Here is a 25,986-nt window from a genome sequence, read left to right on the forward strand (position 1 = left end):
ATTCACACCTTCGTGACCTGGGGTTTGCCGAGCAGCCCCTGGGGCCTAAAGATCAGGATCGCCACCAGCAGCGAAAAGCTGAAGACGTCCTTGTAGTCCGAGTTCACCAGGCTGGCGAACTGGGCTTCGGAGATGCCGAGGATGATCCCGCCGAGCATGGCGCCGGGCAGCGAACCGATGCCGCCGAGCACCGCCGCGGTAAAGGCCTTGATGCCGATGATGAAGCCGGCATAGAAGTCGAAGGTGCCGTAGTTGAGAGTGATCAGCACCCCGGCCAGCGCCGCCATGGCCGCGCCGATGATGAAGACGTAGGAGATCACCCGGTCGGTGTTGATGCCGAGGATCTGCGCCATCTTGCGATCCTGCTGGGTGGCCCGGCACATGCGACCGAGGGTGGTCTTCTGGATCACGTAGGTGAGCAGCCCCATGCCGATGATGGAGGCCAGGATGATGAAGATCTTGGTGTAGGTGATGATCACGAAGCCTTCGCCGATGTGCAGGCGCAGGGCGCCGTCGAGCAGCGTCGGTACGCCCTGCTGGCGCGCGCCCTGGGCGAGCTGCACGTAGTTCTGCAGGATCAGCGACATGCCTATGGCCGAGATCAGCGGGGCCAGGCGCGTGGAGTTGCGCAACGGCTTGTAGGCGATGCGCTCGATGGCCCAGCCGTACACGGAGGTGACCACCACGGTGAAGATCAGGGTGCCGAGGATCAGCACCGGGAAGGAATGCAGGCCGAACACGCTCAGCAGGGCGATGCCGATGGCGGCGAGATAGGCCGACACCATGTACACGTCGCCGTGGGCGAAGTTGATCATGCCGATGATGCCATAGACCATGGTGTAGCCGATGGCGATAAGTCCGTAGACCGAGCCCAGGGTCAGGCCGTTGACCAGTTGTTGCAGGAAGATACCGTCCACGTTTGCAGTCTCGCGCTGGATGGATGACGAGGGCCGCCAGCCACCGCCTCGTCCTGGGGCGGAGACGAGGTGGCGGCTGGCGGATTCACGCGAGGATCAGGGCAGCTGGTGGTACTTGCCCTTGTCGTCCCATTCGTACATCACGTAGTCGGAGACCTTGAGGTCGCCCTTGCTGTCCCAGCTCTTCTCACCCAGTACGGTGTTGACGCTGTGGGACTTCAGCCACTCGGCGGCCTTGGCGCCGTCGGTGCCCTTGATGCCGTTGAAGGCGGCGGCCACGGCCTGCAGCGAGGCGTAGGAGTAGAGGGTATAGCCCTCGGGCTCGTAGCCGGACTTGCGCAGGGTTTCCACCACGGTCTTGCCGGCGGGGTTCTGCAGCGGGTCGGCGCCGAAGGTCATCAGCACGCCCTTGGTGTACTGGGCGCCACCGGCGGTGGTGACCAGGTCGGCGGAGACGATGCCGTCGCCGGAGACGAACTTGGCGGTCACGCCCTGCTCGCGCATCTGGCGTACCAGCGGACCGGCTTCGGGGTGCAGGCCGCCGAAGTAGACCACGTCGGCGCCGGAGGCACGGATCTTGGTGACCAGGGAGTTGAAGTCCTTCTCGCCGCGGGTCAGACCCTCGTAGAGCACCTCTTTCACGCCGCGCTTGTTGAGCTGCGCCTTGGTGGCGTCGGCCAGGCCCTGACCGTAGGTGTCCTTGTCGTGGATGATGGCGACCTTCTTGGCCTTGAGGGTATCGACGATGTAGTCGCCGGCCACGATGCCCTGCTGGTCGTCACGTCCGCACATGCGGAACACGCCGGTCAGGCCACGCTCGGTGATCTTGGGGTTGGTGGACGCCGGGGTGATGGAGATGATGCCGGCTTCGTCGTAGATCTCCGAGGCGGGCATGGTGTTGGAGGAGCAGAAGTGGCCGATCACGGCCTTGACCTTCTCCGAGTCCACCAGGCGGTTGGCCACGGCCACGGCCTGCTTGGGCTCGCAGGCGTCATCACCCTGCACCAGCTTGATCTTCTCGCCATTGATGCCACCGGCGGCGTTGATGTCCGCCGCGGCCTGGGTAGCCCCCTTCCAGAACTGCTCGCCATAGGCGGCACTGGCCCCGGTGTAGGGACCGGCGACACCGATCACGATGTCGGCATGCGCCAGGGAGGAGAGAGTGAACGCAGAACCGATAGCGAGAGCCAGAATGCCTTTTCTGTAAATCTTCGACATGGGAGGTGTGCTCCAGAGGGTGGTTGGCCTGTTCGCCGGAGCAAAGCCTGTGCCATCACCCAGCTGTGTATCGGGCGCAAAGGCCATTTGCCGCCACCGCGATGAGCCAAAACCTTCGTTTGCGGGCGGCGAGGGCTGCTGCCAGTGGACTCGACTACGCCTTAGACTTTTGTCTTAACTGGCTCATTAGTCTGGATAATTCTGCAAAGCGGTAGCAGCGGAACAGGCAAAAGGCAGCGGTTTGTTACCAGATAGCAACCCGGTTGCACCTGTTTCGCACCAAAACGTAACACCGTCCCCACACTGTGCCACCAAAGTAACCATGATCCTGCGGCCTCAGGCCCCTGGGAAATCCGCCGTTCTCTCAGCCTGCTGGCGGTTATGAACAGCCATGAAAAAGCGGCCGACTTGCACAGGTCTAGATGCGCAAATCGGCCGCTTCGGGGCGTTATCGCCCGGCCCGAGGGCCGGTGACAGCGGGTATGGCGGGGTCGCTAGAGCACCACGCGCAGGCACTGCCCCGCGTGATAGAGGGTGAAGCCGGCTTCGTACATCAGACTGCGCCACTGGCCGACCGGATTGGCATCCAGCGACGCCAGGGGCAGCGGCAGGTCGTGGCGATCGCCGCTGCACAGATAGCGGGCAAAGGCCTGCCCCACCACCGTGCCCGTGGTCACCCCGCGACCGTTGTAGCCGGACACCGCCAGCAACCCCGGCGCCGGCTCGAACAGTCGCATCAGATGATCGGGCGTGAAGCCGATACGGCCCGTCCAGCTGCACTCCCACTCGACCTTTCCGAGCGCCGGGAAATAGTGCCGCTGGATACGATCGGCCCAGGCGCGGATGAAGCCGGCCGGCCGCCCCGCCATGTTGCCGAGACTGCCCAGCAGCAGACGGCCATCGGCATCGCGGCGGATGCTGCTGAGCACCGTCCGGGTATCCCAGGAACCACGGCCCTGGGGCAGGATGAAATCCGCTTCCGGACCGAGCGGCCGCGAGGCCACCTGGTAGTAGTAGCCCGGGAAGAATTGCGTCCGCAGAGTGGTCCACTCGCCTTCGGTGTAGGCATTGGAAGCGATCACCACCTGGTCGGCGGTGACTCGTCCCTGTGGGGTTTCCACCTGCCAGCGTTCGCCGACCCGCTGCAGGCGCTGTACCGCGCTCCGCTCGAACAGCTCGCCGCCTTCCTGACGCAGCGCCCTGGCCAGGCCCAGGGCATAACCCATGGGCACCAGGGTGCCGGCGCGATGATCGAGCAGTGCGCCACTGATGTCGCGCGTGCCGCAGGCGCTGTAACAGGCTTCCCCCTCCAGCAGCTCGACCCGGGCACCGCGCCGCTGCCATTGCTCGGCACGCTGCCCCAGATCGGCCAGGCCCTTGGCGCTGTGCGCCATGTGCAGAGTGCCGGCGCGGCGCGGCTGGCAATCGATGCCATAGCGCTCGATGAGACCGAATACCTGACTCGGCGCATCGCCCATCACGCCCAGCAGGCGCTCTCCGACCTCCGGCCCCAGGGTCGCCACGGCTTCGTCCGGCGGGATCCACATGCCGGCATTGACCAGTCCGACATTGCGTCCGGAGCCGCCATGGCCGACGCCATGGGCTTCCAGCAGCACCACCCGCCGCCCGGCCTGCGCCAGGTGCAGGCCGGTGGACAGGCCGGTATAGCCACCGCCGATAACGCAGACCTCGGTGTCACGCTCGCCCTGCAACGACGCCCCCGGCACCGCCGGATACAGCCGCTCCCACAGGCACTCTTCACGCAACTGCATTCTCTGCGCTCCTGGCGGACCCACTCAGTCGAAGACGATGCCCTGGGCCAGCGGCAGTTCGCGGGAATAGTTGACGGTGTTGGTCTGGCGGCGCATGTAGGCCTTCCAGGCGTCGGAGCCGGATTCGCGACCGCCACCGGTTTCCTTCTCGCCACCGAAGGCGCCACCGATCTCGGCACCGCTCGGTCCGATGTTGACGTTGGCGATGCCGCAGTCGCTGCCGGTCGCCGACATGAAGGCCTCGGCCTCGCGCACGTCGGTGGTGAAGATGCAGGACGACAGGCCCTGGGGTACGGCGTTGTTCAGCGCCACCGCCTCGTCGAAATCGTCATAGGTCAGCACATAGAGGATGGGGGCGAAGGTCTCATGGCGCACCGCCTCGCTCTGCTCGGGCATCTCGACGATGGCCGGCGCCACGTAGTAGGCCTCGGGATACTGCTCAGCCAGCTGACGCTCGCCGCCGTAGACCACGCCGCCCTCGCCACGCGCCTGTTCCAGTGCACCCTGCATGGCCTGGAAACTGGCCGCATCGATCAGCGGACCGATCAGGTTGCCTTCCAGCGGATGGCCGATGCGGACTTTGGCATAGGCGGTCTTCAGCCGGGCGACGATCTCGTCCTTCACCGAACGGTGGGCGATCAGCCGGCGCAGGGTGGTGCAGCGCTGGCCGGCGGTACCGACGGCGCTGAACAGGATGGCGCGTACCGCCATGTCCAGATCGGCGCTCGGCGCGAGGATCATGGCATTGTTGCCACCCAGCTCGAGGATGCTGCGGCCGAAGCGCGCTGCAACCCGCGGTCCTACCTCGCGACCCATGCGGGTGCTACCCGTGGCGCTCACCAGCGCCACCCGCGGATCGTCCACCAGAGCCTCACCGGCGGCGCGATCACCGACGATGACCTGACTCAGATCGGCCGGGGCATCGCCAAAGCGCGCCAGGGCCTTCTCGAACAGCGCCTGGCAGGCCAGGGCGGTCAGCGGGGTCTTTTCCGAAGGCTTCCAGATCACCGGATTGCCGCAGACCAGGGCCAGGGCGGCGTTCCACGACCAGACCGCCACCGGGAAGTTGAAGGCACTGATGATGCCCACCACGCCCAGCGGCTGCCAGGATTCGCGCATGTGGTGACCGGGCCGCTCGGAGGCGATGGTCAGACCATAGAGCTGGCGCGACAGGCCAACGGCGAAGTCGCAGATGTCGATCATCTCCTGGACTTCACCCAGGCCCTCCTGGGTGATCTTGCCGGCTTCCCAGGACACCAGCTCGCCGAGATCGGTCTTGTGCGCGCGCAGTTCTTCACCCAGCAGCCGCACCAGTTCGCCCCGGCGCGGCGCCGGCACCGCGCGCCAGGCCTGGAAGGCGCGCTCGGCACGGGAGATCTTCTGCTCCACTTCGGCGGCGCTTTCCAGGGCGACGCTGCCCAGTTGGCTGCCATCGATGGGGGAATGCACCCGGTGCTCGCCTTGGGTGTAGTGCTGGGCAGAAACGCCGAGGCGTTCCAACAGGGCCTTGCTCATGCTGAGGTCTCCGCGGAAAGGGAATCGTCCCTGAGTATGGTCAGCCCAGCGGCGCCGGACAACCGACCTTTGCTCGGCATATCATTCCCTTTTTTCATGCCGCGAGTCCGCTCATGCAACGCCGCCACCTGCCGTCCATCACCGCCATGCAGTGCTTCGAGGCGGTCGCGCGTCATCTGAGCTTCACCCGCGCGGCCGACGAACTGGCGCTGACCCAGAGCGCCGTCAGCAAACAGGTCGCCCAGCTCGAGGACCTGCTGCAGCACAGTTTGTTTCGCCGGGTCCGTCGCCGCCTGCAGCTTACCCCGGCGGGCGCCCTCTACCTCGCCGAGGTGGACAAGATCCTCAATCAGCTGGAGATGTCGGCGCGCTATCTGAGGTCCTATGGCGGCGAGACCGAGGTGCTGCGCGTGGCCACCCCGCCGACCTTTGGCGAGCGCTGGCTGGTGCCGCGGCTCAAGGGCTGGCGCCTGCGCTTTCCCAACATCCACCTGGATGTCTCCAGTGCGCTGGAACCGGTGGACTTCCGCGACCCCCGGCATGACGTGGCGCTGTTCTACGGCCACGGCAGCTGGCCGGGCGCCGAGTGCGAACTGCTGCTGCACGAGCACATGGTCGCGGTCTGCGCGCCGGACCTGCTACCCGCCGAGGGCATCGCCGGACCCGAGCAACTGGTGGACTTCGTCCTGCTGCAGAACACCACCCGCCCGGAATCCTGGCACGACTGGTACGCCAGCCTCGGGCGCGACGAGGTGCACAGCCACCACGGCCCGCGCTTCGACACCTTCACCCTCTGCGCCCGCGCCGCCCAGGAAGGCTGCGGGGTAGCCCTGCTCCCGGAATTCCTGGTCGCCGAAGAACTGGCTTCCGGTCGCCTGGTGCTCGCCTGGCCCCATCGCCTGGCCAGCCCACATGCCTACTGGCTGGCCTATCCGGAACAGATGGCCGAGGTGCCCAAGGTGCGCAGCTTTATCGAGTGGATCCGCGAGAAGGCTTGATGCACTGGCCAATCGTGACCATGGCGGTTCGCAGGTGCGACCGCTTGCCGTTTGCTGATCGCGGCCATGGGCCGCTCCTACAAAACATCACTCTCTGTAGGAGCGGCCGCATCGGCGGACCGCCACGGCCGCGATGAGGATGTCCACCGCGAACTTCATCCCGCACCAGAAACGAAAAACCCGGCCGAGGCCGGGTTTTTTATTCAGGGTCGTCTTAGACGCCGGAGGCTTCCGCCGCCGCCACATCCTTGATCGACAGCTTGATGCGACCGCGGTTGTCCACGTCCAGCACCAGCACCTTCACTTCCTGACCTTCTTTCAGCACGTCGGTGACCTTCTCGATGCGCTGATCGCTCAGCTGCGAGATGTGCACCAGGCCATCCTTGCCAGGCAGGATGCTGACGAAGGCGCCGAAGTCGACGATGCGCTCCACCTTGCCGACATAGATCTTGCCGATCTCGGCCTCGGCAGTGATGCCCAGGACGCGCTGCTTGGCCGCTTCAGCGGCTTCGCGAGTCTCGCCGTAGATCTTGATGGTGCCGTCGTCTTCGATGTCGATCGACGCCTTGGTCTCTTCGCAGATACCACGGATGGTGGCGCCACCCTTGCCGATCACGTCGCGGATCTTGTCCTGGTCGATCTTCATCGCCAGCATGGTCGGGGCATTTTCGGACAGCTCGGCACGCGACTCGGAGATCACCTGGTTCATCTGACCCAGGATGTTCAGACGCGCTTCCAGCGCCTGCTCCAGAGCGATCTCCATGATCTCTTCGGTGATGCCGTTGATCTTGATGTCCATCTGCAGGGCGGTGACGCCCTTGGCAGTACCGGCCACCTTGAAGTCCATGTCGCCGAGGTGATCTTCGTCACCCAGGATGTCGGTCAGGACGGCGAACTTCTCGCCTTCCTTGACCAGACCCATGGCGATACCGGCAACCGGGGCCTTGACCGGCACACCGGCATCCATCAGCGCCAGAGAGGCACCGCAGACCGAGGCCATGGAGCTGGAGCCGTTGGATTCGGTGATCTCGGAGACCACGCGGATGCTGTAGGGGAAGGCGTCCTGGGTCGGCAGCATGGCCTGGATGCCACGACGGGCCAGACGGCCGTGACCGATCTCGCGACGGCCCGGGCTGCCCATGCGGCCGCACTCGCCGACCGAGAAGGGCGGGAAGTTGTAGTGCAGCATGAAGCTGTCACGGCGCTCGCCTTCCAGGGTGTCCAGCAGCTGCGAGTCACGGGCGGTACCCAGGGTCGCGGTGACCAGGGCCTGGGTTTCGCCACGGGTGAACAGTGCCGAACCGTGGGTCTTCTTCAGCGGACCGACTTCGATCTGCAGCGGGCGAACGGTGCGGGTGTCGCGACCATCGATACGCGGCTTGCCGTCGACGATGTTCTGGCGCACGGTGCGGTATTCCAGCAGACCGAAGGTCTCCTTGACCTCGGCTTCGCTGTACTGACCGTTCTCACCGGCCAGCTTGGCGATGGCCTGGTCACGCAGGGCACCCAGGGCCGCATAGCGATCCTGCTTGATGGTGATGGTGTAGGCACGGGACACGGCGTCGCCGACTTCGGCCTTGACGGCTTCGATCAGGGCGGTGTTCTCGGCAGGCGCCTGCCAGTTCCAGGTCGGCTTGCCGGCTTCGGCAGCGAACTGGCTGATGGCCTCGATGGCCACCTGGAATTCTTCGTGGGCGAACAGCACGCCGCCCAGCATCTGGTCTTCGGTCAGCTCGTCGGCTTCGGATTCCACCATCAGCACGGCGTCACGGGTGCCGGCCACGACCATGTCCAGGCTGGAGCTCTGCAGCTGCTCGTAGCTGGGGTTCAGCAGGTAGCCCAGTTCGCTGTGGTAGCCCACGCGGGCGGCGGCGATCGGACCGGCAAAGGGGATACCGGAAATGGCCAGGGCGGCGGAGGTGCCGATCATGGCGGCGATGTCCGGATCGGACTTCTTGTTGGTGCTGACCACGGTGCAGACCACCTGGACTTCGTTGAGGAAGCCTTCGGGGAACAGCGGACGGATCGGACGATCGATCAGGCGCGAGGTCAGGGTTTCCTTCTCGGAAGGACGGCCTTCACGCTTGAAGTAACCACCGGGGATACGGCCAGCGGCGTAGGTCTTCTCCTGGTAGTGCACGGACAGCGGGAAGAAGTCCTTGCCGACGGCGGGCTGCTTGGCACCGACCACGGTGACCAGCACGCTGACGTCATCGGTGGAGACCAGCACGGCACCGGTCGCCTGGCGCGCGATGCGGCCGGTTTCCAGGGTGAAGTTCTGCTCACCGAACTTGAATTGCTTGATTACTGGATTCACAGTCTTTCCTTCTCTTTATTGCCTTGGGGGAAACAGGGGCGACCAGAGGGATTCGGACCCTCGCTGATCTCCGGGGTGACGCAGGCCGATTCTGCCGGCCTTTCAAGCAAAAAAGCCGGAGGCCGGCGCGAGCCGACCTCCAGCTTCAGACTGCTTGCAGCAGGTCTGCATCGTATTAACGACGCAGGCCCAGGCGAGCGATCAGTGCGCTGTAACGAGAGGTGTCTTTGGACTTCAGGTAGTCCAGCAGCTTACGACGCTGGTTGACCATGCGGATCAGACCACGACGGCTGTGGTGATCCTTGCCGTTGATCTTGAAGTGACCTTGCAGCTTGTCGATGTTGGCGGACAGCAGGGCAACCTGCACTTCCGGCGAACCGGTGTCGCCTTCGGCGCGCTTGAACTCGTTTACGATCTGGGCTTTGTCTTCAACGCTCAGTGCCATGATAGGGCTCCTCTGAGGAACAGGCCGGGATAGGTCCCGTGCTTAGGAAAGAGGTGTGACCGTGCCTGCTGACAGCCACCCTCGGTATCGGTCTAGGACCGAATCAGTCTACGGGGGGCAACCTGCCCCTCGTCATCAATCTCGCCGATGCCGATGAAACGACCCTGGTCGTCCTGCACCCGCATCAAGCCGAATTTCGGTGCATTGGCCGCCCGGACGGGCTGACCGTGCAACCAGTAGTAGGCGCTGTGCTGAGTCAACTGCACCAGCGGCCAGTGCTCCAGGCCACTGTCGACCGGCAGCAGGAAGCGATCCAGCGCTGCGGAACCGCCTTCGGCGTGCACCGCCTCCAGCTCTTCCAGGCTGATGGCCTGCGCCAGACCGAAGGGGCCGGCCTGGGTACGGCGCAACTCGGCCACATGGGCACCGCAGCCGAGCAGGGCGCCGAGGTCTTCGACCAGGGTGCGCACATAGGTGCCCTTGCTGCAGGCCACTTCCAACGTCGCGCGATCTTCCTGCAACGCCAGCAGTTCCAGCCGGGCAATAGTAACAGAACGCGGCTCGCGCTCCACTACTTCGCCCGCACGCGCCAGCTTGTAGAGCGGCTGACCGTCGCGCTTCAGCGCCGAATACATCGGCGGAATCTGCTCTATCTGGCCCCGGAAGGCCGGTAGCGCCGCCCGGATGGCCGCTTCGTCGACCGCGACCGCTCGTCGCTCCAGCACCTCACCCTCGGCATCGCCGGTGGTGGTGGTGACGCCAAGTTGCGCCACGGTGCTGTAGCCCTTGTCGGCATCCAGCAGGTACTGGGAAAACTTGGTCGCCTCGCCAAAGCACAGCGGCAGTACGCCGGTGGCCAGGGGATCCAGGCTACCGGTGTGCCCGGCCTTTTCGGCATTGAGCAGCCAGCGGACCTTTTGCAGGGCGGCATTGGAGGAAAAGCCGCGCGGCTTGTCCAGCACCAGCACGCCATGCACCTGCCGGCGAATTCGCTTGACCTGGGCCACCCTACTCCTCCCCGTCCTGCCGACGGTCTTCGGCGACCGCCCGCTCGATCAGCGCCGACAGCTGGGCGCCGCGACGGATGCTCTCGTCATACTGGAAACCCAGTTGCGGAACGGTCCGCAGCTTCATCGCCCGACCCAACTGCTGCCGCAGGAAGCCGGAGGCATCCTTGAGGATGGCGATATTCTGCTTGATCGCCTCGGGGTCATCGTCCTTGCCCAGCACGGTGATGTGCACCTTGGCATGGGACAGATCCCGGGCCACGTCCACGCCGGTGATCGTCACCATGCCCAGCCGTGGATCTTTGATTTCGCGATGGATCAACAGCGCCAGTTCGCGCTGTATCTGATCACCGATACGCTGGGTACGGCTGAATTCTTTGGCCATGTCGAAACTCTCGTACAAAAGGCCGCAGACGTCAGGCCTGCCAGCCATGAACCTTGGAAACGCGAACGGCAAGTCCGGACCTGGCAGGGTTCTGCCAGGTCCGCGACCTGCCGTCCTGGTGCAGAGTCGTCGTTACAGCGAACGGGCGACCTGAACCTTCTCGAACACTTCGATCTTGTCGCCGACGCGGACGTCGTTGTAGCTCTTCACGCCGATACCGCATTCCATGCCAGCGCGTACTTCGGCCACGTCATCCTTGAAGCGACGCAGGGATTCCAGCTCGCCTTCGAAGATGACCACGTCTTCGCGCAGGACGCGGATCGGACGGTTGCGGTGCACCATGCCCTCGGTGACCATGCAGCCGGCGACGGCGCCGAACTTGGGCGAACGGAAGACGTCACGCACCTCGGCGATACCCAGGATGTTCTCCCGGACGTCACTGCCCAGCATGCCGGTCAGCGCCTTCTTCACATCTTCGATGATGTCGTAGATGACGTTGTAGTAGCGCATGTCGAGGCCTTCCTGCTCGACGATCTTCCGCGCCCCGGCATCGGCCCGGACGTTGAAGCCGAACAGCACGGCATTGGACGCCAGCGCCAGGTTGGCATCGCTCTCGGTGATACCACCGACGCCACCGCCGACTACCCGTACCTGGACTTCGTCGTTGCCTAGACCGGACAGCGAACCCTGCAGCGCCTCGAGGGAGCCGCGCACATCGGACTTGAGCACGATGTTGAGGGTCTTTTTCTCGTCCTGGCCCATGTTCTCGAAGATGTTCTCGAGCTTGCCGGCGTGAGCGCGGGCCAGCTTGATCTCGCGGAACTTGCCCTGACGGAACAGCGCCACTTCGCGGGCCTTCTTCTCGTCGGTCAGCACGGTGAGTTCGTCACCGGCATCCGGGGTGCCGTCCAGGCCGAGAATCTCGACCGGGATGGACGGGCCGGCTTCCTTGATCGGCTTGCCGTTCTCGTCGAGCATGGCACGGATGCGGCCGAAGTTGACGCCGACCAGCGCCATGTCGCCCTGCCGCAGGGTACCGTTCTGGACCAGCACGGTAGCGACCGGACCACGACCCTTGTCCAGGCGCGATTCGATGACCACACCGCGACCGGGTGCTTCCGGCGTAGCGGTCAGCTCCAGGACTTCGGCCTGCAGCAGGATGGCTTCGAGCAGCTCGTCCACACCGGTACCGGCCTTGGCCGAGACGTGCACGAACTGGGTATCGCCGCCCCACTCTTCCGGGATGACCTGACGACCGGCCAGATCGTGCTTGACGCGATCCGGATCGGCATCGGGCTTGTCGATCTTGTTGACCGCCACGACGATGGGGACACCCGCCGCCTTGGCGTGCTGGATGGCTTCCTCGGTCTGCGGCATGACGCCGTCATCGGCCGCGACGACCAGGATGACGATGTCGGTGGCCTTGGCACCACGGGCACGCATCGCGGTGAACGCGGCGTGGCCAGGGGTATCCAGGAAGGTCACCATGCCACGCTCGGTTTCGACGTGGTAGGCACCGATGTGCTGGGTGATGCCACCGGCTTCGCCCGACGCGACCTTGGCGCGACGGATGTAGTCCAGCAGCGAGGTCTTGCCGTGGTCGACGTGACCCATGACGGTCACCACCGGCGCACGGTGCAGGGCCTTGCCACCCTCGAACTTGAGGGACTCGGCCAGCTGGTCTTCCAGGGCGTTCTCGTTGACCAGCTTGACCTTGTGGCCCAGCTCTTCGGCCACCAGCTGCGCCGTCTCGCGGTCGAGCACCTGGTTGATGGTGGCGGGAGACCCCATCTTGAACATGAACTTGATGACTTCGGCGGCCTTCACCGACATCTGCTGAGCTAGCTCAGAGACGGTGATGGTCTCACCTAGATTGACTTCGCGCACTACAGGTCCTGTCGGGCTCTGGAACCCGTGTTGGTTTCGCTTCTTGAGTCGCGATTTGCCACCGCGACCGCCACGCCGGCCAAAGCCCTCTTCCTCGTCGTCGCCACTGCGCACGGTACGGGGAGCTGCGACCTTGTCCTTGATCGACGGGCGATGCTGGGCATTCTTGCGCTCACGGCGCTCGTCTTCTTCGCGCTTGCTGCTCGGGGCAGGATGCACGGGACGACGCGGTTCTTCGCGCTTGCGCTCACCAGCCGGGTCGGCTTTCTTGACCTCGGCGGCAGGCGCGGCAGCGGGTTGCTGCTCGGCCACCACGGCCGGGGCTTCCGGCGCGGCAGGGGCTGCAGCCTCGGCGGGGACCGCCTGCTGCGTGGCCTGAGCCGCGGCTTCGGCCTGCTGCTGGGCAGCGGCCTCGGCAGCGCGCTGGGCTTCTTCCTCGGCACGTGCCTGGACAGCGGCCTCTTCGGCGGCGCGCTGGGCTTCCTGCTCGCGGCGCTGTTCGGCCTCGAGTTCAGCGGTGCTGCGCTTGACGAAGGTCTTCTTCTTGCGCACTTCGACGCTGACTGTCTTGCTGCCGGCCACTTTCAGCGTGGTCTGGGTCTTGCGCTGCAGGGTGATCTTGCTTGGCTCGTCGAGCTGCGCGGTCCCCTTCAGGTGCGTCAGCAGGGCCTGCTTTTCCGCATCGCTCACCAACTGCTCAGCACTGCTGTGCGTCAGACCTGCCTCGCGCATCTGCTGTAGCAGACGTTCCACCGGCGTATTGACCGTTTGGGCCAGTTCTTTCACCGTGACTTGCGTCATGCACTTCTCTCCTCAGACTGCGCCGCTTACTCGAACCAATGGGCACGGGCAGCCATGATCAGCTTGCCGGCACGCTCTTCGGTCATGCCGTTGATGTCGAGCAGGTCGTCGATCGACTGCTCGGCGAGCTCTTCGCGATTGACCACGCCACGCTGGGCCAGCGCGCTGGCGAGCTGGGGATCCATGCCGTCGAGGGTCAGCAGATCTTCGCTGGGGCTCTTCTGTTCTTCGGTCGCGATGGCCCGGGTAAGCAGGCGATCCTTGGCCCGGGTACGCAGCTCGTTGACGATGTCTTCGTCGAAGCCATCGATGTTGAGCATCTCTTCCATGGGCACGTAGGCCACTTCCTCGAGGGAGGTGAAGCCTTCTTCCACCAGTACCTGAGCCAGCTCCTCGTCGACATCCAGCTCGTCGATGAAGCGCTGGATGATGTCGCCGGTCTCCGCCTGCTGCTTGGCGTTGATATCCGCCTCGGTCATCACGTTGAGCGTCCAGCCGGTCAGTTGACTGGCCAGGCGCACGTTCTGACCGCCACGACCGATGGCCTGGGCCAGGTTGTCCTCGGCGACGGCGATATCCATGGTACGGCTGTCTTCGTCGACGATGATCGAAGCGACTTCGGCCGGGGCCATGGCATTGATGACGAACTGCGCAGGGTTGTCGTCCCAGAGGACGATGTCGACCCGCTCGCCACCCAGTTCACCGGATACCGCCTGGACACGCGAACCGCGCATGCCGATGCAGGCACCCTGGGGATCGATGCGCTTGTCCTTGGAACGGACGGCGATCTTGGCCCGCGAACCCGGATCCCGGGCAGCCGCCATGACATCGATCAGCTGTTCGGAAATTTCCGGTACTTCGATGCGGAACAGCTCGATCAGCATCTGCGGATCGGTACGCGACAGCATCAGCTGCGGACCGCGGTTTTCCGTACGGATTTCCTTGAGCAGGGCACGCAGACGCACGCCCATGCGGAAGGTCTCGCGGGGAATGATGTGCTCGCGCGGCAGCAGCGCCTCGGCATTGTTGCCCAGGTCGACGATCACGCTGTCACGGGTGACCTTCTTGACGGTACCCGAGATGATCTCGCCGACCTTCTCGCGATAGGCGTCCACCACCTGAGCCCGCTCGGCCTCGCGCACCTTCTGCACGATCACCTGCTTGGCGGTCTGGGCGGCAATCCGACCGAACTCGATGGACTCGATCTTCTCTTCGATCACTTCACCGGCCTTGACGCCGGGATGCTCTTCCTGGGCGTCTTCCACCGTCAGATGCGAATCGGGCAACTGATAGTCTTGGTCTTCCACCACGGTCCAGCGGCGGAAGGTTTCGTAGCTGCCGTTGTGTCTGTTGATCGACACCCGCAGATCCACATCTTCTTCGTAGCGCTTCTTGGTAGCCGTGGCGAGAGCCAACTCCAGTGCCTCGAAGATGACGCCGGGTGGAACACCCTTCTCGTTCGAAACAGATTCCACTACCAGCAGAACTTCTTTGCTCATCTTACGCCTCGTATTCGCAATCCTTGGGATCCGCGGTCTCGCGCTCAAATCACTCGAAACGGGGAACGACGTTGGCCTTGTCGATCATCTCGATGGGCAGCAGATACTCATGCTCGTCCACCTGCACCACGACGTCCTGGTCTTCCACACCGCGCAGCAAACCCTGGAAATTACGTCGCCCTTCGAAGGGCGACCGAAGTTTGACCTTGACCTGTTCACCGACGTGGGCAGCGAATTGCTCCAGGGTGAACAGCGGTCTATCCATACCGGGGGAAGACACCTCAAGGGTGTATTCATTGGTGATCGGATCTTCCACATCGAGTACGCCACTTACCTGGCGACTGACAGCCTCGCAATCTTCGACGAGAATGCCGTTGGGATGATCGATGTAGACACGCAGTAGCGAATGCCGCCCTTGGGAGATGTACTCGACACCCCAGCAGACATAGCCAAGCGCCTCGACGACGGGGGCCAGCAAGGCCTGCAACTGTTCTAGCTTGCTCGACACCTGGTTGCCTCGCGTTTTTTGAGAATAAAAAATGGGCATTACGCCCATCCCTAAGAGGTCTGCGCAAGAAAGCGCGACCCGAACTGTCCAGCCAACAAAAAGCCCCTAAAAAGGGGCTTTAAATAACTGGTTGCGGGGGCTGGATTTGAACCAACGACCTTCGGGTTATGAGCCCGACGAGCTACCAGACTGCTCCACCCCGCGTCAAAGCTGGAGCGAGATTATATTCAACTGAACTCTAGGAGTCAACCTACTCTATTCTCGCCGCGTCCTGCAGGACGTCTTTGCTATTTGGTGCCGAAGATGGGACTCGAACCCATACAGCCTATGGCCACTACCCCCTCAAGATAGCGTGTCTACCAATTCCACCACTTCGGCATGAAACCTTTTAAACCTACTTGGACTCCTGGGGCACGTCCCCGGAAGTACCACCCTGGGCAGCACGTGGCTGGCTCAGAGGAACATCGTTACCATCCTGCTTCGGCTGAGGAGCCTGCTGGACTGGCTGAGTGGGCAGACCCACCTCACGCAGACCCAGCGCACGGTCTTTGGCGTAATACCCCAGACCTAGGCTAGTCGCGAAAAAAACCGCGGCTAGTATAGCAGTAAAACGACTCAGAAAGGTAGCAGAACCTTGACTACCAAACACGGTACCCGAGGCGCCCGCACCAAAGGATGCACCGGCTTCGGCACCCTTGCCCTGCTGCATCAATACCAGCACGATCAGGCCAAGCGCCATCAGCAAGTGGATCACAACTACTGCAGTTTCCAACATTATCCACGTCCTGCAGCGCGGCAAATCGCACTGAACTCTTCAGCATTCAGGGAGGCTCCACCCACCAACCCCCCATCAATATCCGGCATGCCGAACAACTCGGCAGCACTGGCAGCCTTGACACTGCCGCCATACAGCAGCTGAAGGCCATCAGCGACCTCAGCATCGGCTTCGCGCACCAAGGCACGAATCGCCGCATGAACCTCTTGCGCCTGCTCCGGCGTTGCCGTGAGCCCCGTACCTATCGCCCAGACCGGCTCGTAGGCCACGACGGCATTGGCAAAAGCTGCCACTCCAACCACCTCGATGACCGCCTTCAGCTGGCCACCTACCACGTCCAAAGTGCGCTCAGCCTCCCGCTCTTCACGGGTTTCGCCGACGCAGAGCACGGGAATCATCCCGCCCTCCTGAATGGCCGCGAATTTCTTCGCCACCACCGCATCATCCTCGCCCAGCAGTGCACGCCGCTCGGAGTGCCCCACCAGTACGTAACGGCAACCGAATTCTGCCAACTGGGTCGAGGACACCTCGCCAGTCAGAGCCCTCTCACCCGCGACGGAGGCACAAGTCTGAGCCCCCACCATCAGCGACGTTGCCGCCAGCGCTTCAGCCACCCCCGGCAGATGCACCAATGTCGGAATCACCACGACATCAACACCCGCTGCGCCATCCAACCCTTTCAAGCCTGCGACCAGCGCCGACACGCCTTGCAGCGAGCCATGCATTTTCCAGTTACCGGCAACCAGGGAACGACGCATGCGTTTTACCTCAGGGAGCGAAGTGGGCGCAGATGTTACTCAATCGAAAACAGGCATGCAAGCAAATCAAGCACATACCTCGCTTATCAGCTCGGCGAGGGCCTCGGCATGGGCGCGCACCTCGCGCTCGTTCTCGCCTTCGACCATGACGCGCAGCAGCGGCTCGGTACCGGATTTGCGCAGCAGTACCCGTCCCTTGCCGGCCATCTTCTCGGTGACCTCGGCACTGGCCTGCTTGACCCGCGGGTTCTCCAAGGGATCCTGGCCGCCACCGAACCTCACGTTTATCAGCACCTGTGGGCACTTGCGCAGCGCCATGCGCGCCTGGGCCAGGGTCTGGCCGGCATTGCGCAGGGCGATGAGCACCTGCAGCGCGGCGATGGTGGCGTCGCCGGTGGTGGTGTACTGGCAACAGACCACATGCCCGGAATTCTCGCCGCCCAGCACCCAGTTGCGCTCCAGCAGCTCGGCCATCACATAGCGATCGCCTACCTTGGCGCGCACGAAGGGAATATCCAGTTCGGCCAGCCCCAGCTCGAGACCGAGATTGCTCATCAGGGTACCGACCACCCCACCCTCGAGGCGACCACGACGCTTGAGATCGCGGGCGATCAGATAGAGCAGCTCATCGCCATCCACTGCCGCTCCGGTGTGATCCACCATCAGCACTCGATCACCGTCGCCGTCGAAGGCGATGCCGATGTCGGCGTGCTGGTCGAGCACCGCCTGTTGCAGCCCCTCCAGATGGGTGGAACCGCAATCCTTGTTGATATTGAGACCGTCCGGCTGCACCCCGAGCACGCTGACATCAGCTCCGAGCTCACGGAAGACGCTGGGTGCGATCTTGTAGGTAGCGCCATTGGCGCAGTCCAGCACGATCTTCATACCGGCGAAACTGGTCCCGGTCGGCACGCTGCTCTTGCAGAATTCGATGTAACGACCCGCGGCATCGTTGATGCGCGAGACCTTGCCGATACGCGCCGAGTCGACCACGGTCATGGGCGTGTCGAGCAGCTCCTCGATCATGGTTTCCAGTTCATCGGGCAGCTTGGTGCCGGCGCCGGAAAAGAACTTGATGCCATTGTCGTAGTAGGGATTGTGCGAAGCACTGATAACGATGCCGGCGCTGGCCTGGAAGGTCCGCGTCAGATAGGCGATACCCGGCGTCGGCATGGGACCCAGCAGCATAACGTCGGCACCGGCAGCGGAAAGACCGGCTTCCAGTGCCGATTCGAACATGTAGCCGGAGTTGCGGGTGTCCTTGCCCACCAGCACTCGACAACCGCCGCGACTGCGAAAGGCGATACCCGCCGCCCAGCCCAGCTTGAGCATGAACTCGGGGGTGATGGGATACGTTCCGACCTTGCCGCGAATACCATCGGTTCCAAAATACTTTCTTGCCATCAGTTCTGTTCCTGCCTGAAGCCTTCGACCGCGGTGATCATCTTCACCGCGTCCACCGTTTCCGCCACATCATGGACCCTGAGGATCTGCGCACCCTTGGCCAGCGCCAGCGCCGCCAGAGCCAGACCGCCTGCCAGGCGTCCCTCTACGGGTCGCCCGGTAACCGCGCCGATCATGCTCTTGCGAGAAACGCCCACCAGCAAGGGTAGCCCAAAGGCGAGCAACTCGGTTTGTCGTCTGAACAGCTCGAGGTTGTGCTCCAGGGTCTTGGCAAAGCCATAGCCCGGATCCAGCACCAGCCGCCCGCGGCAGATCCCGGCCGCTTCGCAACGGGCAATCTGCTCGGCGAGAAAGGCGCCGACTTCGCCGGCGACGTCAGCATAGACGGGCGCCTGCTGCATGGTGCCGGGCTCGCCCCGCATGTGCATCAGGCAGACCGCCAGATCGGTCGCGGCGGCAGCTTCCAGGGCGCCGGGCCGGCGCAGCGAGCGGACATCATTGATCAGACCGGCCCCTGCCTGAGCACCTTCCCGCATGACTACCGGCGAGGAGGTGTCCATGGAGATGACGACATCCAGCTCTCGGGCGATCGCCTCGACCACCGGCACGACACGCTCGAGCTCCTCGACCTCGGACACTGGGGGCGCCCCTGGTCGCGTGGACTCTCCACCCACATCGATGATGGCAGCACCGGCCGTCATCATCGCCTCGGCATGGCGCAACGCGCTGTCGACAGCCGTATAGCGACCGCCGTCGGAGAAGGAATCTGGCGTCACGTTGAGGATGCCCATGACTTTGGGCGCGTCAAAAACAAGAACCCGATTGCCGCAAGGCAATCGGGTCGAAGGGAACGGATTGAACATGGGTGTTTCAGTGTTCTCCGGCCGGACCACCGATGGGTGTTTCAGGACGATCGCTACCGCTCTGCGGTGCCGGCGAATCACCGGTAGGACCACCCCGGTCATGCCAGTCGCGCGGCTCACGCGGCACCTTGCCCGCCATGATGTCGTCGATCTGGTCCGAATCGATGGTCTCGTACTTCATCAGGGCATCGGACATGAGTTCGAGCTTGTCGCGATTCTCGTCCAGCAGGCGCTTGGCAGTGTTATAGCAGTCGTCGATGATGCGACGAATCTCCAGATCGATCAGCTTGGCGGTCTCTCCCGACATGTTGCCGGCGCCACTACCCCCCGAACGACCCAGGTAGCCTTCGTTCTCTTCCTCACCATACAGCAGCGGACCGAGCTTCTCGGACAGGCCCCACTTGGTCACCATGTTTCGCGCCAGGGAGGTCGCCCGCATGATGTCGTTGGAAGCGCCCGTGGTGACGCCTTCGAAGCCCAGGGTCATCTCTTCGGCGATACGGCCACCGAACAGCGAACAGATCTGGCTTTCCAGCGCCCGCTTGGACAGGCTGTAGCGATCTTCCTCGGGCAGGAACATGGTCACGCCCAGGGCCCGGCCACGGGGAATGATGGAGACCTTGTAGACCGGATCGTGCTCGGGCACCAGGCGACCCACGATGGCATGGCCCGCTTCGTGATAGGCAGTGTTGCGCTTCTCCTTCTCGGACATGACCATGGTCTTGCGCTCGGCGCCCATCATGATCTTGTCCTTGGCCAGCTCGAACTCGCGCATATCAACGGTGCGCTTGTTGGAACGAGCGGCGAACAGGGAGGCCTCATTGACCAGGTTGGCAAGGTCGGCACCGGAGAAACCCGGGGTACCCCGCGCGATGACGCCCGCGTCGACGCGCTCGCCAATCGGCACCTTGCGCATGTGCACCTTGAGGATCTGCTCGCGGCCGCGGATGTCCGGCAGACCGACCACGACCTGGCGGTCGAAACGACCGGGACGCAGCAGTGCCGGGTCCAGTACGTCAGGCCGGTTGGTGGCTGCGATGACGATGATGCCATCGTTCATTTCGAAGCCGTCCATCTCGACCAGCAGCTGGTTCAGGGTCTGCTCGCGCTCGTCGTGACCACCGCCCATGCCATTGCCACGATGGCGACCGACCGCATCGATCTCGTCGATGAAGATGATGCAGGGGGCATGCTTCTTGGCCTGGTCGAACATGTCGCGGACACGGCTGGCGCCGACACCGACGAACATCTCGACGAAGTCCGAGCCGGAAATGGTGAAGAACGGCACCTTGGCCTCGCCTGCCACGGCCTTGGCCAGCAGCGTCTTGCCGGTACCCGGCGAACCGACCATCAGCACACCGCGGGGAATACGCCCGCCGAGGCGCTGGAACTTGCCCGGATCACGCAGGAATTCGACCAGCTCGGTGACTTCTTCCTTGGCTTCGTCGCACCCGGCGACGTCGGCGAAGGTGGTCTTGACCTGGTCTTCCGACAACAGCCGCGCCTTGCTCTTGCCAAAGCTCATGGGGCCGCCGCGACCACCAGCGCCCCCCTGCATCTGGCGCATGAAGAACATGAAGACCGCGATGATCACCAGGATCGGGAAGCTGGCCACCAGCAGCTGAGTCCAGATGCTCTGCTGCTCGGGCTGCTTGCCGGTGATGGTGACGCTGTTGTTCACCAGATCGCCGATCAGGCCATTGTCCTGGATCGCCGGACGGATGGTCTTGAAGGGATCGCCGTCACGATGCTTGCCGGTGATGACATAGCCATCCACGGTCACGCTCTCGATCTGCCCGTCCTTCACCTGCTGGATGAAGTCGGAATAGTTGAGCGTCTGGGGTTCGTTGGGGCTGGAGAAGTTGTTCATCACGGTGACGAGCACCGCGGCGATGATCAGCCACAGGATCAGATTCTTTGCCATGTCGTTCAATTGACTACCCTCTGCGCCGGTTTCGTGGGTAAACCGTTCGAAGCGAAACCGGCAGTGACCGGTAAGTTACTACACAAAGCCTGGCCCACGGCAGACATCGTCTGTAACGCTATATGAGTCCTCTGCCTTTGACTCTAGGGCAAGGCAGACGTTGCGGCCATCAATTCTCTCAATTGCCCCTAAAACCGCGACCCAATAGCTATTGCTGGCGCGATCTGGTCCCGCGACACGGAGAGCCTTGGATCAGCCCGCCGTACTCCGCTCGCTCATATGGGGGCCAGGACGGAAATAACAAGGCCTCCCGCCGGACACCTGGTATCTGGCCCTGCGAACTGCCCAGGCAGGTCCCCCGGGTGGCTTGCTTCCAGCCGCGAGTCCATCCACTACGGTCATGCCTCACAGTGACCTGACGCCTGCGCTCGTGGCGGTATCCCTTGAGCCGGCGAGACCGGTTCTGTCGGGGGCCACCGTCACGTTGTCGCGTATCGCTGGGCGGCACCGGGCAGCTGGGATAAACTGTTCGGCTTTTATCCGGGGTGAATTATGGCGCTCAACAACGAGCTCAAAAAGCGGTTCAAGGCGATCGGTCATCAACTCAAGCCGGTGGTCACCATCAGCGAGAACGGCCTGAGCGAAGGCGTACTGGGTGAACTCGACCGCGCGCTGAACGATCACGAACTGATCAAGATCAAGCTGGCCGTCACCGAGCGTGATGACCGCCGGGCCCTGATCGACGAGCTGTGCGCGTCGAGCAAGGCGGAGCTGGTGCAGGTGATCGGCAAGATGGCGCTGATCTATCGCAAGGCCCGCGAGCAGAATCGCAATCTGTCCAACGTGGTGCGCTACACCGCCTGATTGCCCGGCGCGCGCCCGGGAACGGGCTGCAGCACCAGGATCAGTCCGCAGAGCAGCAGAACCAGGTAGCCGGCCAAGGCGGTCGGCCCGGTCCAGAAGCGTGCCAGTTCGTTCTGCAGCAGCACCGCCAGTGCACTGGCCAGCAGCAGCTGGCCGCGCAGGTCACGCCACAAGGCGCCCACACCTGCCCACCACACCAGCACCACGATCTGAGTAAAGACCCCACCGCCTGCGGCGCTGAGCATCATGCGTAGCAATTCTTCGCGTCCGGACTGGATCAGCAGCGGCGCCCAGCCCGCCTGGGCCAGCGCCACGGGGATGCACAGGTGCAGGGCGACCAGCGGGCCGACCCAGAACACCTGGGCCAGCTGCCAGGCGGCGGCGAGCAGCCTGGCGAGCCAGCCGCTGGCGCGGTGATCAGACGTGACGGACGGCGACAATTTCGTATTCGACATTGCCACCCGGGGTCTTCACCACCACCACGTCCCCTTCTTCCTTGCCGATCAGCGCGCGCGCGATGGGCGAACCCACCGACAGCTTGCTCTGCTTGATATCCGCCTCGTCGTCACCAACGATCTGGTAGGTCACCGTCTCGTCGGTCTCGGTGTTGGCGATCTCCACGGTGGTGCCGAAGATCACCTTGCCGGTGTGCGGCAAGGCGGCCACGTCGATCACCTGAGCGTTCTGCAGGCGACCTTCGATATCGCGGATACGCGCCTCGACCATACCCTGCTGCTCACGGGCGGCATGGTATTCGGCGTTCTCCTTGAGGTCACCCAGCTCGCGCGCCTCGGCGATGGCCTGGGTGATCTGCGGGCGTAGCTCGGTCTTGAGATGCTTGAGTTCGTCTTCCAGGGCGCGAGCGCCCTGAACGGTCATCGGGTACTTGGTCATGCCTTCACTCCTGCATGCAGATCTTGCAGACGGCGCACGGTCTTCTCGGCGCCGAATTTCAAAGCTTCGCAAATGGCCTGGCCGCCGGCAATGGTGGTGGTGCAGCAGAGCTTGTGCTGCAGCGCGTTGCGGCGGATCGAATAGGAATCGGCGATGGACTGCCGGCCTTCGGTGGTGTTGATGATCAGGGTGACCTCGTCATTCTTGATCATGTCGACCACGTGGGGACGGCCTTCGGTCACCTTGTTCACGCGGCGCACCGGCAGGCCGGCTGCCTCGATCACCCGCGCGGTACCGGCGGTGGCCACGACCTCGAAGCCGAGGCCGACCAGATCGCGGGCGACCTGCACGGCTTCGGGCTTGTCATCGTCCCGCACACTGATGAAGGCGCAACCGGAATTCGGCAGGATCTCGTTGGCGCCCAGCTGGGCCTTGGCGAAGGCTTCGCCGAAGCTGTCGCCGACCCCCATCACCTCGCCGGTGGACTTCATTTCCGGGCCGAGGATGGGGTCGACGCCGGGGAACTTGTTGAAGGGGAACACCGCTTCCTTGACGCTGAAGAACGGCGGGATGATCTCCTGGGTGAAGCCCACCTCGGCCAGGGTCTTGCCAGCCATGACCCGGGCGGCCACCTTGGCCAGGGACTCGCCGATGCACTTGGAGACGAAGGGCACGGTACGGGAAGCGCGCGGGTTGACCTCGATGACGTAGATGTCTTCACCCTGCACGGCCATCTGCACGTTCATCAGACCGATTACGCCAAGTTCCAGGGCCATCTTTTTGACCTGCTCGCGGATCTCGTCCTGGATGTGCTTGGGCAGCGAATAGGGCGGCAGCGAACAGGCGGAGTCACCGGAGTGCACGCCGGCCTGTTCGATGTGCTGCATGATGGCGCCGATCACCACGGTCTTGCCGTCGCACACCGCATCCACGTCCACCTCGATGGCGCAGTTGAGGAAGTGGTCGAGCAGCACGGGACTGTCGTTGGACACCTTCACCGCTTCGCGCATGTAGCGCTTGAGCTCTTCTTCCTGGTAGACGATTTCCATCGCCCGGCCGCCCAGCACGTAGGAGGGACGGACCACCATCGGATAGCCGATGTTCTTGGACAGGGCCAGGGCCTCGTCTTCACTGCGCGCGGTGGCGTTGGCCGGCTGACGCAGATTCAGACGCTGCACCATCTGCTGGAAGCGCTCGCGGTCTTCGGCGCGGTCGATGGCGTCGGGGCTGGTGCCGATGATGGGCACGCCGGCTTCTTCCAGGGCGCGGCAGAGCTTGAGCGGGGTCTGGCCGCCGTACTGGACGATGACGCCCTTGGGCTGCTCGACGCGAACGATCTCCAGCACGTCCTCCAGGGTCACCGGCTCGAAGAACAGGCGGTCGGAGGTGTCGTAGTCGGTGGAGACGGTTTCCGGGTTGCAGTTGACCATGATGGTCTCGTAGCCGTCTTCACGCATGGCCAGGGCCGCGTGCACGCAGCAGTAGTCGAACTCGATGCCCTGGCCGATGCGGTTGGGACCGCCGCCGAGGATCATGATCTTGTCGCGACCGCTGGGCTTGGCCTCGCACTCTTCCTCGTAGGTGGAGTAGAGGTAGGCGGTGTCGGTGGCGAATTCGGCGGCGCAGGTATCCACCCGCTTGTATACCGGCAGCACCTTGAGCTTGTGGCGATGGGCCCGCAGGTTCTTCTCGGTGACGCCGAGCAGCTTGGCCAGACGCGCATCGGAGAAGCCCTTGCGCTTGAGCTTGCGCATCAGGTCGTAGTCGAGGTCGGCCAGGCCCAGGGTCTTGATGCGCTCCTCGTCCTTGATCAGGTCTTCGATCTGCACCAGGAACCAGGGATCGATACGAGTCAGTTCGAAGACCTTGTCCAGGCTGTAGCCCTGACGGAAGGCGTCGCCGATGTACCAGATGCGATCGGCACCGGGCACGGTCAGCTCGCGCTTGAGGGTGCTGTCGGCCTCGGGATCGGTCGGGTCCAGCTTGGGATCGAAGCCGACCACGCCCACTTCCAGACCGCGCAGGGCTTTCTGCAGGGATTCCTGGAAGGTACGGCCGATGGACATGACCTCGCCCACGGATTTCATCTGGGTGGTCAGACGGGCGTCGGCCTTGGGGAATTTCTCGAAGGCGAAGCGCGGGATCTTGGTGACCACATAGTCGATGGCCGGCTCGAAGGACGCCGGGGTACGACCGCCGGTGATGTCGTTCTGCAGCTCGTCCAGGGTGTAGCCGACCGCCAGCTTGGCGGCGATCTTGGCGATGGGGAAGCCGGTGGCCTTGGAGGCCAGCGCCGAGGAACGCGACACCCGCGGATTCATCTCGATCACCACCATGCGCCCGGTGTCCGGGCAGATGCCGAACTGGACGTTGGAGCCGCCGGTCTCGACGCCGATCTCGCGCAGCACCGCCAGGGAGGCGTTGCGCAGGATCTGGTATTCCTTGTCGGTCAGCGTCTGCGCCGGCGCCACGGTGATGGAGTCACCGGTGTGCACGCCCATGGGATCGAAGTTCTCGATGGAGCAGACGATGATGCAGTTGTCCTTCTTGTCACGGACCACCTCCATCTCGTATTCCTTCCAGCCGATCAGGGATTCGTCGATCAGCAGTTCGTTGGTCGGCGACAGGTCCAGACCGCGATTGCAGATCTCTTCGAATTCTTCCCGGTTGTAGGCGATGCCGCCACCGGTGCCGCCCATGGTGAAGGACGGGCGAATGATGCAGGGGAAGCCGACCTTCTCCAGCACGCCGTAGGCTTCTTCCATGCTGTGGGCGATGCCCGAGACCGGACAGGCCAGACCGATGTCCTTCATGGCCTTGTCGAAGCGCGAGCGATCCTCGGCCTTGTCGATGGTATCGGCGTTGGCGCCGATCATCTCGACGCCGAACTTCGCCAGCACGCCATGGCGCTCCAGATCCAGGGCGCAGTTCAGTGCGGTCTGGCCACCCATGGTCGGCAGCAGGGCGTCGGGGCGCTCCTTCTCGATGATCTTGGCCACGGTGGCCCACTTGATCGGCTCGATGTAGGTGGCGTCGGCCATCGACGGGTCGGTCATGATGGTGGCCGGATTGGAGTTCACCAGGATGACGCGGAAGCCTTCCTCGCGCAGGGCCTTGCAGGCCTGGGCGCCGGAATAGTCGAATTCGCAGGCCTGGCCGATGACGATGGGGCCGGCCCCGAGGATCAGGATGCTCTTGATGTCTGTACGCTTAGGCATGGGCTTCTCGAATGCAG

General features: G+C 63.7%; 21 protein-coding genes and 2 tRNA genes. 2 read left to right on the forward strand and 21 right to left on the reverse strand.

The genetic code is table 11. From position 1 onward, the window contains the following. Nucleotides 1-2 precede the first annotated feature (2 nt). The 4 genes from OMP44_RS23270 to amaB all read right to left on the reverse strand — a co-directional run bounded on the left by OMP44_RS23270 (nucleotide 3) and on the right by amaB (nucleotide 5,422). Entirely contained in the window at nucleotides 3-917 is a 915-nt protein-coding gene (locus OMP44_RS23270) for an ABC transporter permease subunit (protein WP_007162639.1), read from the reverse strand. Nucleotides 918-1,013: 96 nt separating this feature from the next. After that, nucleotides 1,014-2,135, reverse strand: coding sequence for a branched-chain amino acid ABC transporter substrate-binding protein (locus OMP44_RS23275; RefSeq protein WP_058792644.1), 1,122 nt, complete (start codon nucleotides 2,133-2,135; stop codon nucleotides 1,014-1,016). Between the two features lie 494 nt (nucleotides 2,136-2,629). After that, entirely contained in the window at nucleotides 2,630-3,907 is a 1,278-nt protein-coding gene (gene amaA / locus OMP44_RS23280) for an L-pipecolate oxidase (RefSeq protein WP_273861270.1), read from the reverse strand. A 24-nt stretch (nucleotides 3,908-3,931) separates the two neighbouring features. Further along, entirely contained in the window at nucleotides 3,932-5,422 is a 1,491-nt protein-coding gene (gene amaB, locus OMP44_RS23285) for an L-piperidine-6-carboxylate dehydrogenase (protein WP_273861269.1), read from the reverse strand. 113 nt (nucleotides 5,423-5,535) lie between these two features. Here amaB and OMP44_RS23290 point away from each other — a divergent pair, with 113 nt between their 5' ends. Further along, nucleotides 5,536-6,420 carry a LysR substrate-binding domain-containing protein gene (locus tag OMP44_RS23290; RefSeq protein WP_133863051.1) on the forward strand — a complete coding sequence of 295 codons (885 nt, stop codon included), beginning with the start codon at nucleotides 5,536-5,538 and terminating at the stop codon, nucleotides 6,418-6,420. 214 nt (nucleotides 6,421-6,634) lie between these two features. Here the strand turns inward: OMP44_RS23290 and pnp are convergent, their stop codons facing one another. The 14 genes from pnp to ftsH all read right to left on the reverse strand — a co-directional run bounded on the left by pnp (nucleotide 6,635) and on the right by ftsH (nucleotide 20,993). Beyond that, a complete protein-coding gene (gene pnp, locus OMP44_RS23295; RefSeq protein ID WP_133863050.1) occupies nucleotides 6,635-8,737 on the reverse strand; it encodes a polyribonucleotide nucleotidyltransferase in 2,103 nt (700 codons plus the stop codon). 175 nt (nucleotides 8,738-8,912) lie between these two features. Next, complete coding sequence (rpsO, locus tag OMP44_RS23300) at nucleotides 8,913-9,182, reverse strand: 30S ribosomal protein S15 (protein ID WP_133863049.1); 270 nt, start codon at nucleotides 9,180-9,182, stop codon at nucleotides 8,913-8,915. A 92-nt stretch (nucleotides 9,183-9,274) separates the two neighbouring features. Next, a complete protein-coding gene (gene truB, locus OMP44_RS23305) occupies nucleotides 9,275-10,189 on the reverse strand; it encodes a tRNA pseudouridine(55) synthase TruB (protein WP_280311445.1) in 915 nt (304 codons plus the stop codon). Between the two features lies 1 nt (nucleotide 10,190). Further along, nucleotides 10,191-10,574 (reverse strand): 30S ribosome-binding factor RbfA, encoded by a 384-nt coding sequence (gene rbfA, locus OMP44_RS23310; protein WP_133863047.1) that lies wholly within the window; start codon nucleotides 10,572-10,574, stop codon nucleotides 10,191-10,193. A gap of 132 nt (nucleotides 10,575-10,706) precedes the next feature. Then, nucleotides 10,707-13,262, reverse strand: a complete 2,556-nt coding sequence (infB, locus tag OMP44_RS23315) for a translation initiation factor IF-2 (protein WP_133863046.1) — start codon at nucleotides 13,260-13,262, stop codon at nucleotides 10,707-10,709. Nucleotides 13,263-13,288: 26 nt separating this feature from the next. After that, complete coding sequence (gene nusA / locus OMP44_RS23320) at nucleotides 13,289-14,761, reverse strand: transcription termination factor NusA (RefSeq protein WP_017640621.1); 1,473 nt, start codon at nucleotides 14,759-14,761, stop codon at nucleotides 13,289-13,291. Nucleotides 14,762-14,810: 49 nt separating this feature from the next. Further along, nucleotides 14,811-15,269 (reverse strand): ribosome maturation factor RimP, encoded by a 459-nt coding sequence (gene rimP, locus OMP44_RS23325; RefSeq protein WP_133863045.1) that lies wholly within the window; start codon nucleotides 15,267-15,269, stop codon nucleotides 14,811-14,813. A gap of 127 nt (nucleotides 15,270-15,396) precedes the next feature. Further along, nucleotides 15,397-15,473: transfer RNA gene (locus OMP44_RS23330), tRNA-Met, on the reverse strand. Between the two features lie 88 nt (nucleotides 15,474-15,561). Continuing rightward, nucleotides 15,562-15,647: transfer RNA gene (locus tag OMP44_RS23335), tRNA-Leu, on the reverse strand. A gap of 16 nt (nucleotides 15,648-15,663) precedes the next feature. Continuing rightward, entirely contained in the window at nucleotides 15,664-16,044 is a 381-nt protein-coding gene (secG, locus tag OMP44_RS23340) for a preprotein translocase subunit SecG (protein ID WP_133863044.1), read from the reverse strand. Further along, on the reverse strand, nucleotides 16,044-16,802 hold the full coding sequence (gene tpiA, locus OMP44_RS23345) for a triose-phosphate isomerase (protein WP_273861266.1): 759 nt from the start codon (nucleotides 16,800-16,802) through the stop codon (nucleotides 16,044-16,046). Before tpiA ends, secG begins: the two co-directional genes overlap by 1 nt. 66 nt (nucleotides 16,803-16,868) lie before the next feature. Continuing rightward, entirely contained in the window at nucleotides 16,869-18,206 is a 1,338-nt protein-coding gene (gene glmM, locus OMP44_RS23350; protein ID WP_158893783.1) for a phosphoglucosamine mutase, read from the reverse strand. Next, entirely contained in the window at nucleotides 18,206-19,069 is an 864-nt protein-coding gene (folP, locus tag OMP44_RS23355) for a dihydropteroate synthase (protein WP_187980468.1), read from the reverse strand. The genes glmM and folP overlap by 1 nt, the downstream gene beginning before the upstream one ends. 7 nt (nucleotides 19,070-19,076) lie before the next feature. Beyond that, nucleotides 19,077-20,993, reverse strand: a complete 1,917-nt coding sequence (gene ftsH, locus OMP44_RS23360) for an ATP-dependent zinc metalloprotease FtsH (protein WP_273861265.1) — start codon at nucleotides 20,991-20,993, stop codon at nucleotides 19,077-19,079. Nucleotides 20,994-21,545: 552 nt separating this feature from the next. Here ftsH and OMP44_RS23365 point away from each other — a divergent pair. After that, complete coding sequence (locus OMP44_RS23365; protein ID WP_133863039.1) at nucleotides 21,546-21,857, forward strand: YhbY family RNA-binding protein; 312 nt, start codon at nucleotides 21,546-21,548, stop codon at nucleotides 21,855-21,857. Here the strand turns inward: OMP44_RS23365 and OMP44_RS23370 are convergent. Genes OMP44_RS23370 through carB form a run of 3 tightly spaced genes read right to left on the reverse strand, consistent with a single transcriptional unit; the run spans nucleotide 21,845 to nucleotide 25,969 of the window. After that, complete coding sequence (locus OMP44_RS23370) at nucleotides 21,845-22,297, reverse strand: hypothetical protein (protein ID WP_280311446.1); 453 nt, start codon at nucleotides 22,295-22,297, stop codon at nucleotides 21,845-21,847. The genes OMP44_RS23365 and OMP44_RS23370 overlap by 13 nt on opposite strands. Beyond that, a complete protein-coding gene (greA, locus tag OMP44_RS23375) occupies nucleotides 22,275-22,751 on the reverse strand; it encodes a transcription elongation factor GreA (protein ID WP_133863037.1) in 477 nt (158 codons plus the stop codon). The genes OMP44_RS23370 and greA overlap by 23 nt, the downstream gene beginning before the upstream one ends. Beyond that, nucleotides 22,748-25,969, reverse strand: a complete 3,222-nt coding sequence (gene carB, locus OMP44_RS23380) for a carbamoyl-phosphate synthase large subunit (RefSeq protein ID WP_133863036.1) — start codon at nucleotides 25,967-25,969, stop codon at nucleotides 22,748-22,750. Before carB ends, greA begins: the two co-directional genes overlap by 4 nt. Nucleotides 25,970-25,986: the final 17 nt, after the last annotated feature.

The organism is Pseudomonas flavocrustae, from assembly GCF_029872515.1.
GTDB classification, from domain to species: Bacteria; Pseudomonadota; Gammaproteobacteria; order Pseudomonadales; family Pseudomonadaceae; genus Chryseomonas; species Chryseomonas aestiva.

Bases quoted from the DNA above. Each gene is read 5' to 3' on its own strand.
- secG (WP_133863044.1), bottom strand. From the start codon at position 16,044: ATGTTGGAAACTGCAGTAGTTGTGATCCACTTGCTGATGGCGCTTGGC.
- carB (WP_133863036.1), bottom strand. From the start codon at position 25,969: ATGCCTAAGCGTACAGACATCAAGAGCATCCTGATCCTCGGGGCCGGC.
- rpsO (WP_133863049.1), bottom strand. From the start codon at position 9,182: ATGGCACTGAGCGTTGAAGACAAAGCCCAGATCGTAAACGAGTTCAAG.
- OMP44_RS23290 (WP_133863051.1), top strand. From the start codon at position 5,536: ATGCAACGCCGCCACCTGCCGTCCATCACCGCCATGCAGTGCTTCGAG.
- folP (WP_187980468.1), bottom strand. From the start codon at position 19,069: ATGTTCAATCCGTTCCCTTCGACCCGATTGCCTTGCGGCAATCGGGTT.
- infB (WP_133863046.1), bottom strand. From the start codon at position 13,262: ATGACGCAAGTCACGGTGAAAGAACTGGCCCAAACGGTCAATACGCCG.
- OMP44_RS23365 (WP_133863039.1), top strand. From the start codon at position 21,546: ATGGCGCTCAACAACGAGCTCAAAAAGCGGTTCAAGGCGATCGGTCAT.
- amaA (WP_273861270.1), bottom strand. From the start codon at position 3,907: ATGCAGTTGCGTGAAGAGTGCCTGTGGGAGCGGCTGTATCCGGCGGTG.
- ftsH (WP_273861265.1), bottom strand. From the start codon at position 20,993: ATGGCAAAGAATCTGATCCTGTGGCTGATCATCGCCGCGGTGCTCGTC.
- OMP44_RS23275 (WP_058792644.1), bottom strand. From the start codon at position 2,135: ATGTCGAAGATTTACAGAAAAGGCATTCTGGCTCTCGCTATCGGTTCT.
- greA (WP_133863037.1), bottom strand. From the start codon at position 22,751: ATGACCAAGTACCCGATGACCGTTCAGGGCGCTCGCGCCCTGGAAGAC.
- tpiA (WP_273861266.1), bottom strand. From the start codon at position 16,802: ATGCGTCGTTCCCTGGTTGCCGGTAACTGGAAAATGCATGGCTCGCTG.
- rbfA (WP_133863047.1), bottom strand. From the start codon at position 10,574: ATGGCCAAAGAATTCAGCCGTACCCAGCGTATCGGTGATCAGATACAG.
- nusA (WP_017640621.1), bottom strand. From the start codon at position 14,761: ATGAGCAAAGAAGTTCTGCTGGTAGTGGAATCTGTTTCGAACGAGAAG.
- amaB (WP_273861269.1), bottom strand. From the start codon at position 5,422: ATGAGCAAGGCCCTGTTGGAACGCCTCGGCGTTTCTGCCCAGCACTAC.
- glmM (WP_158893783.1), bottom strand. From the start codon at position 18,206: ATGGCAAGAAAGTATTTTGGAACCGATGGTATTCGCGGCAAGGTCGGA.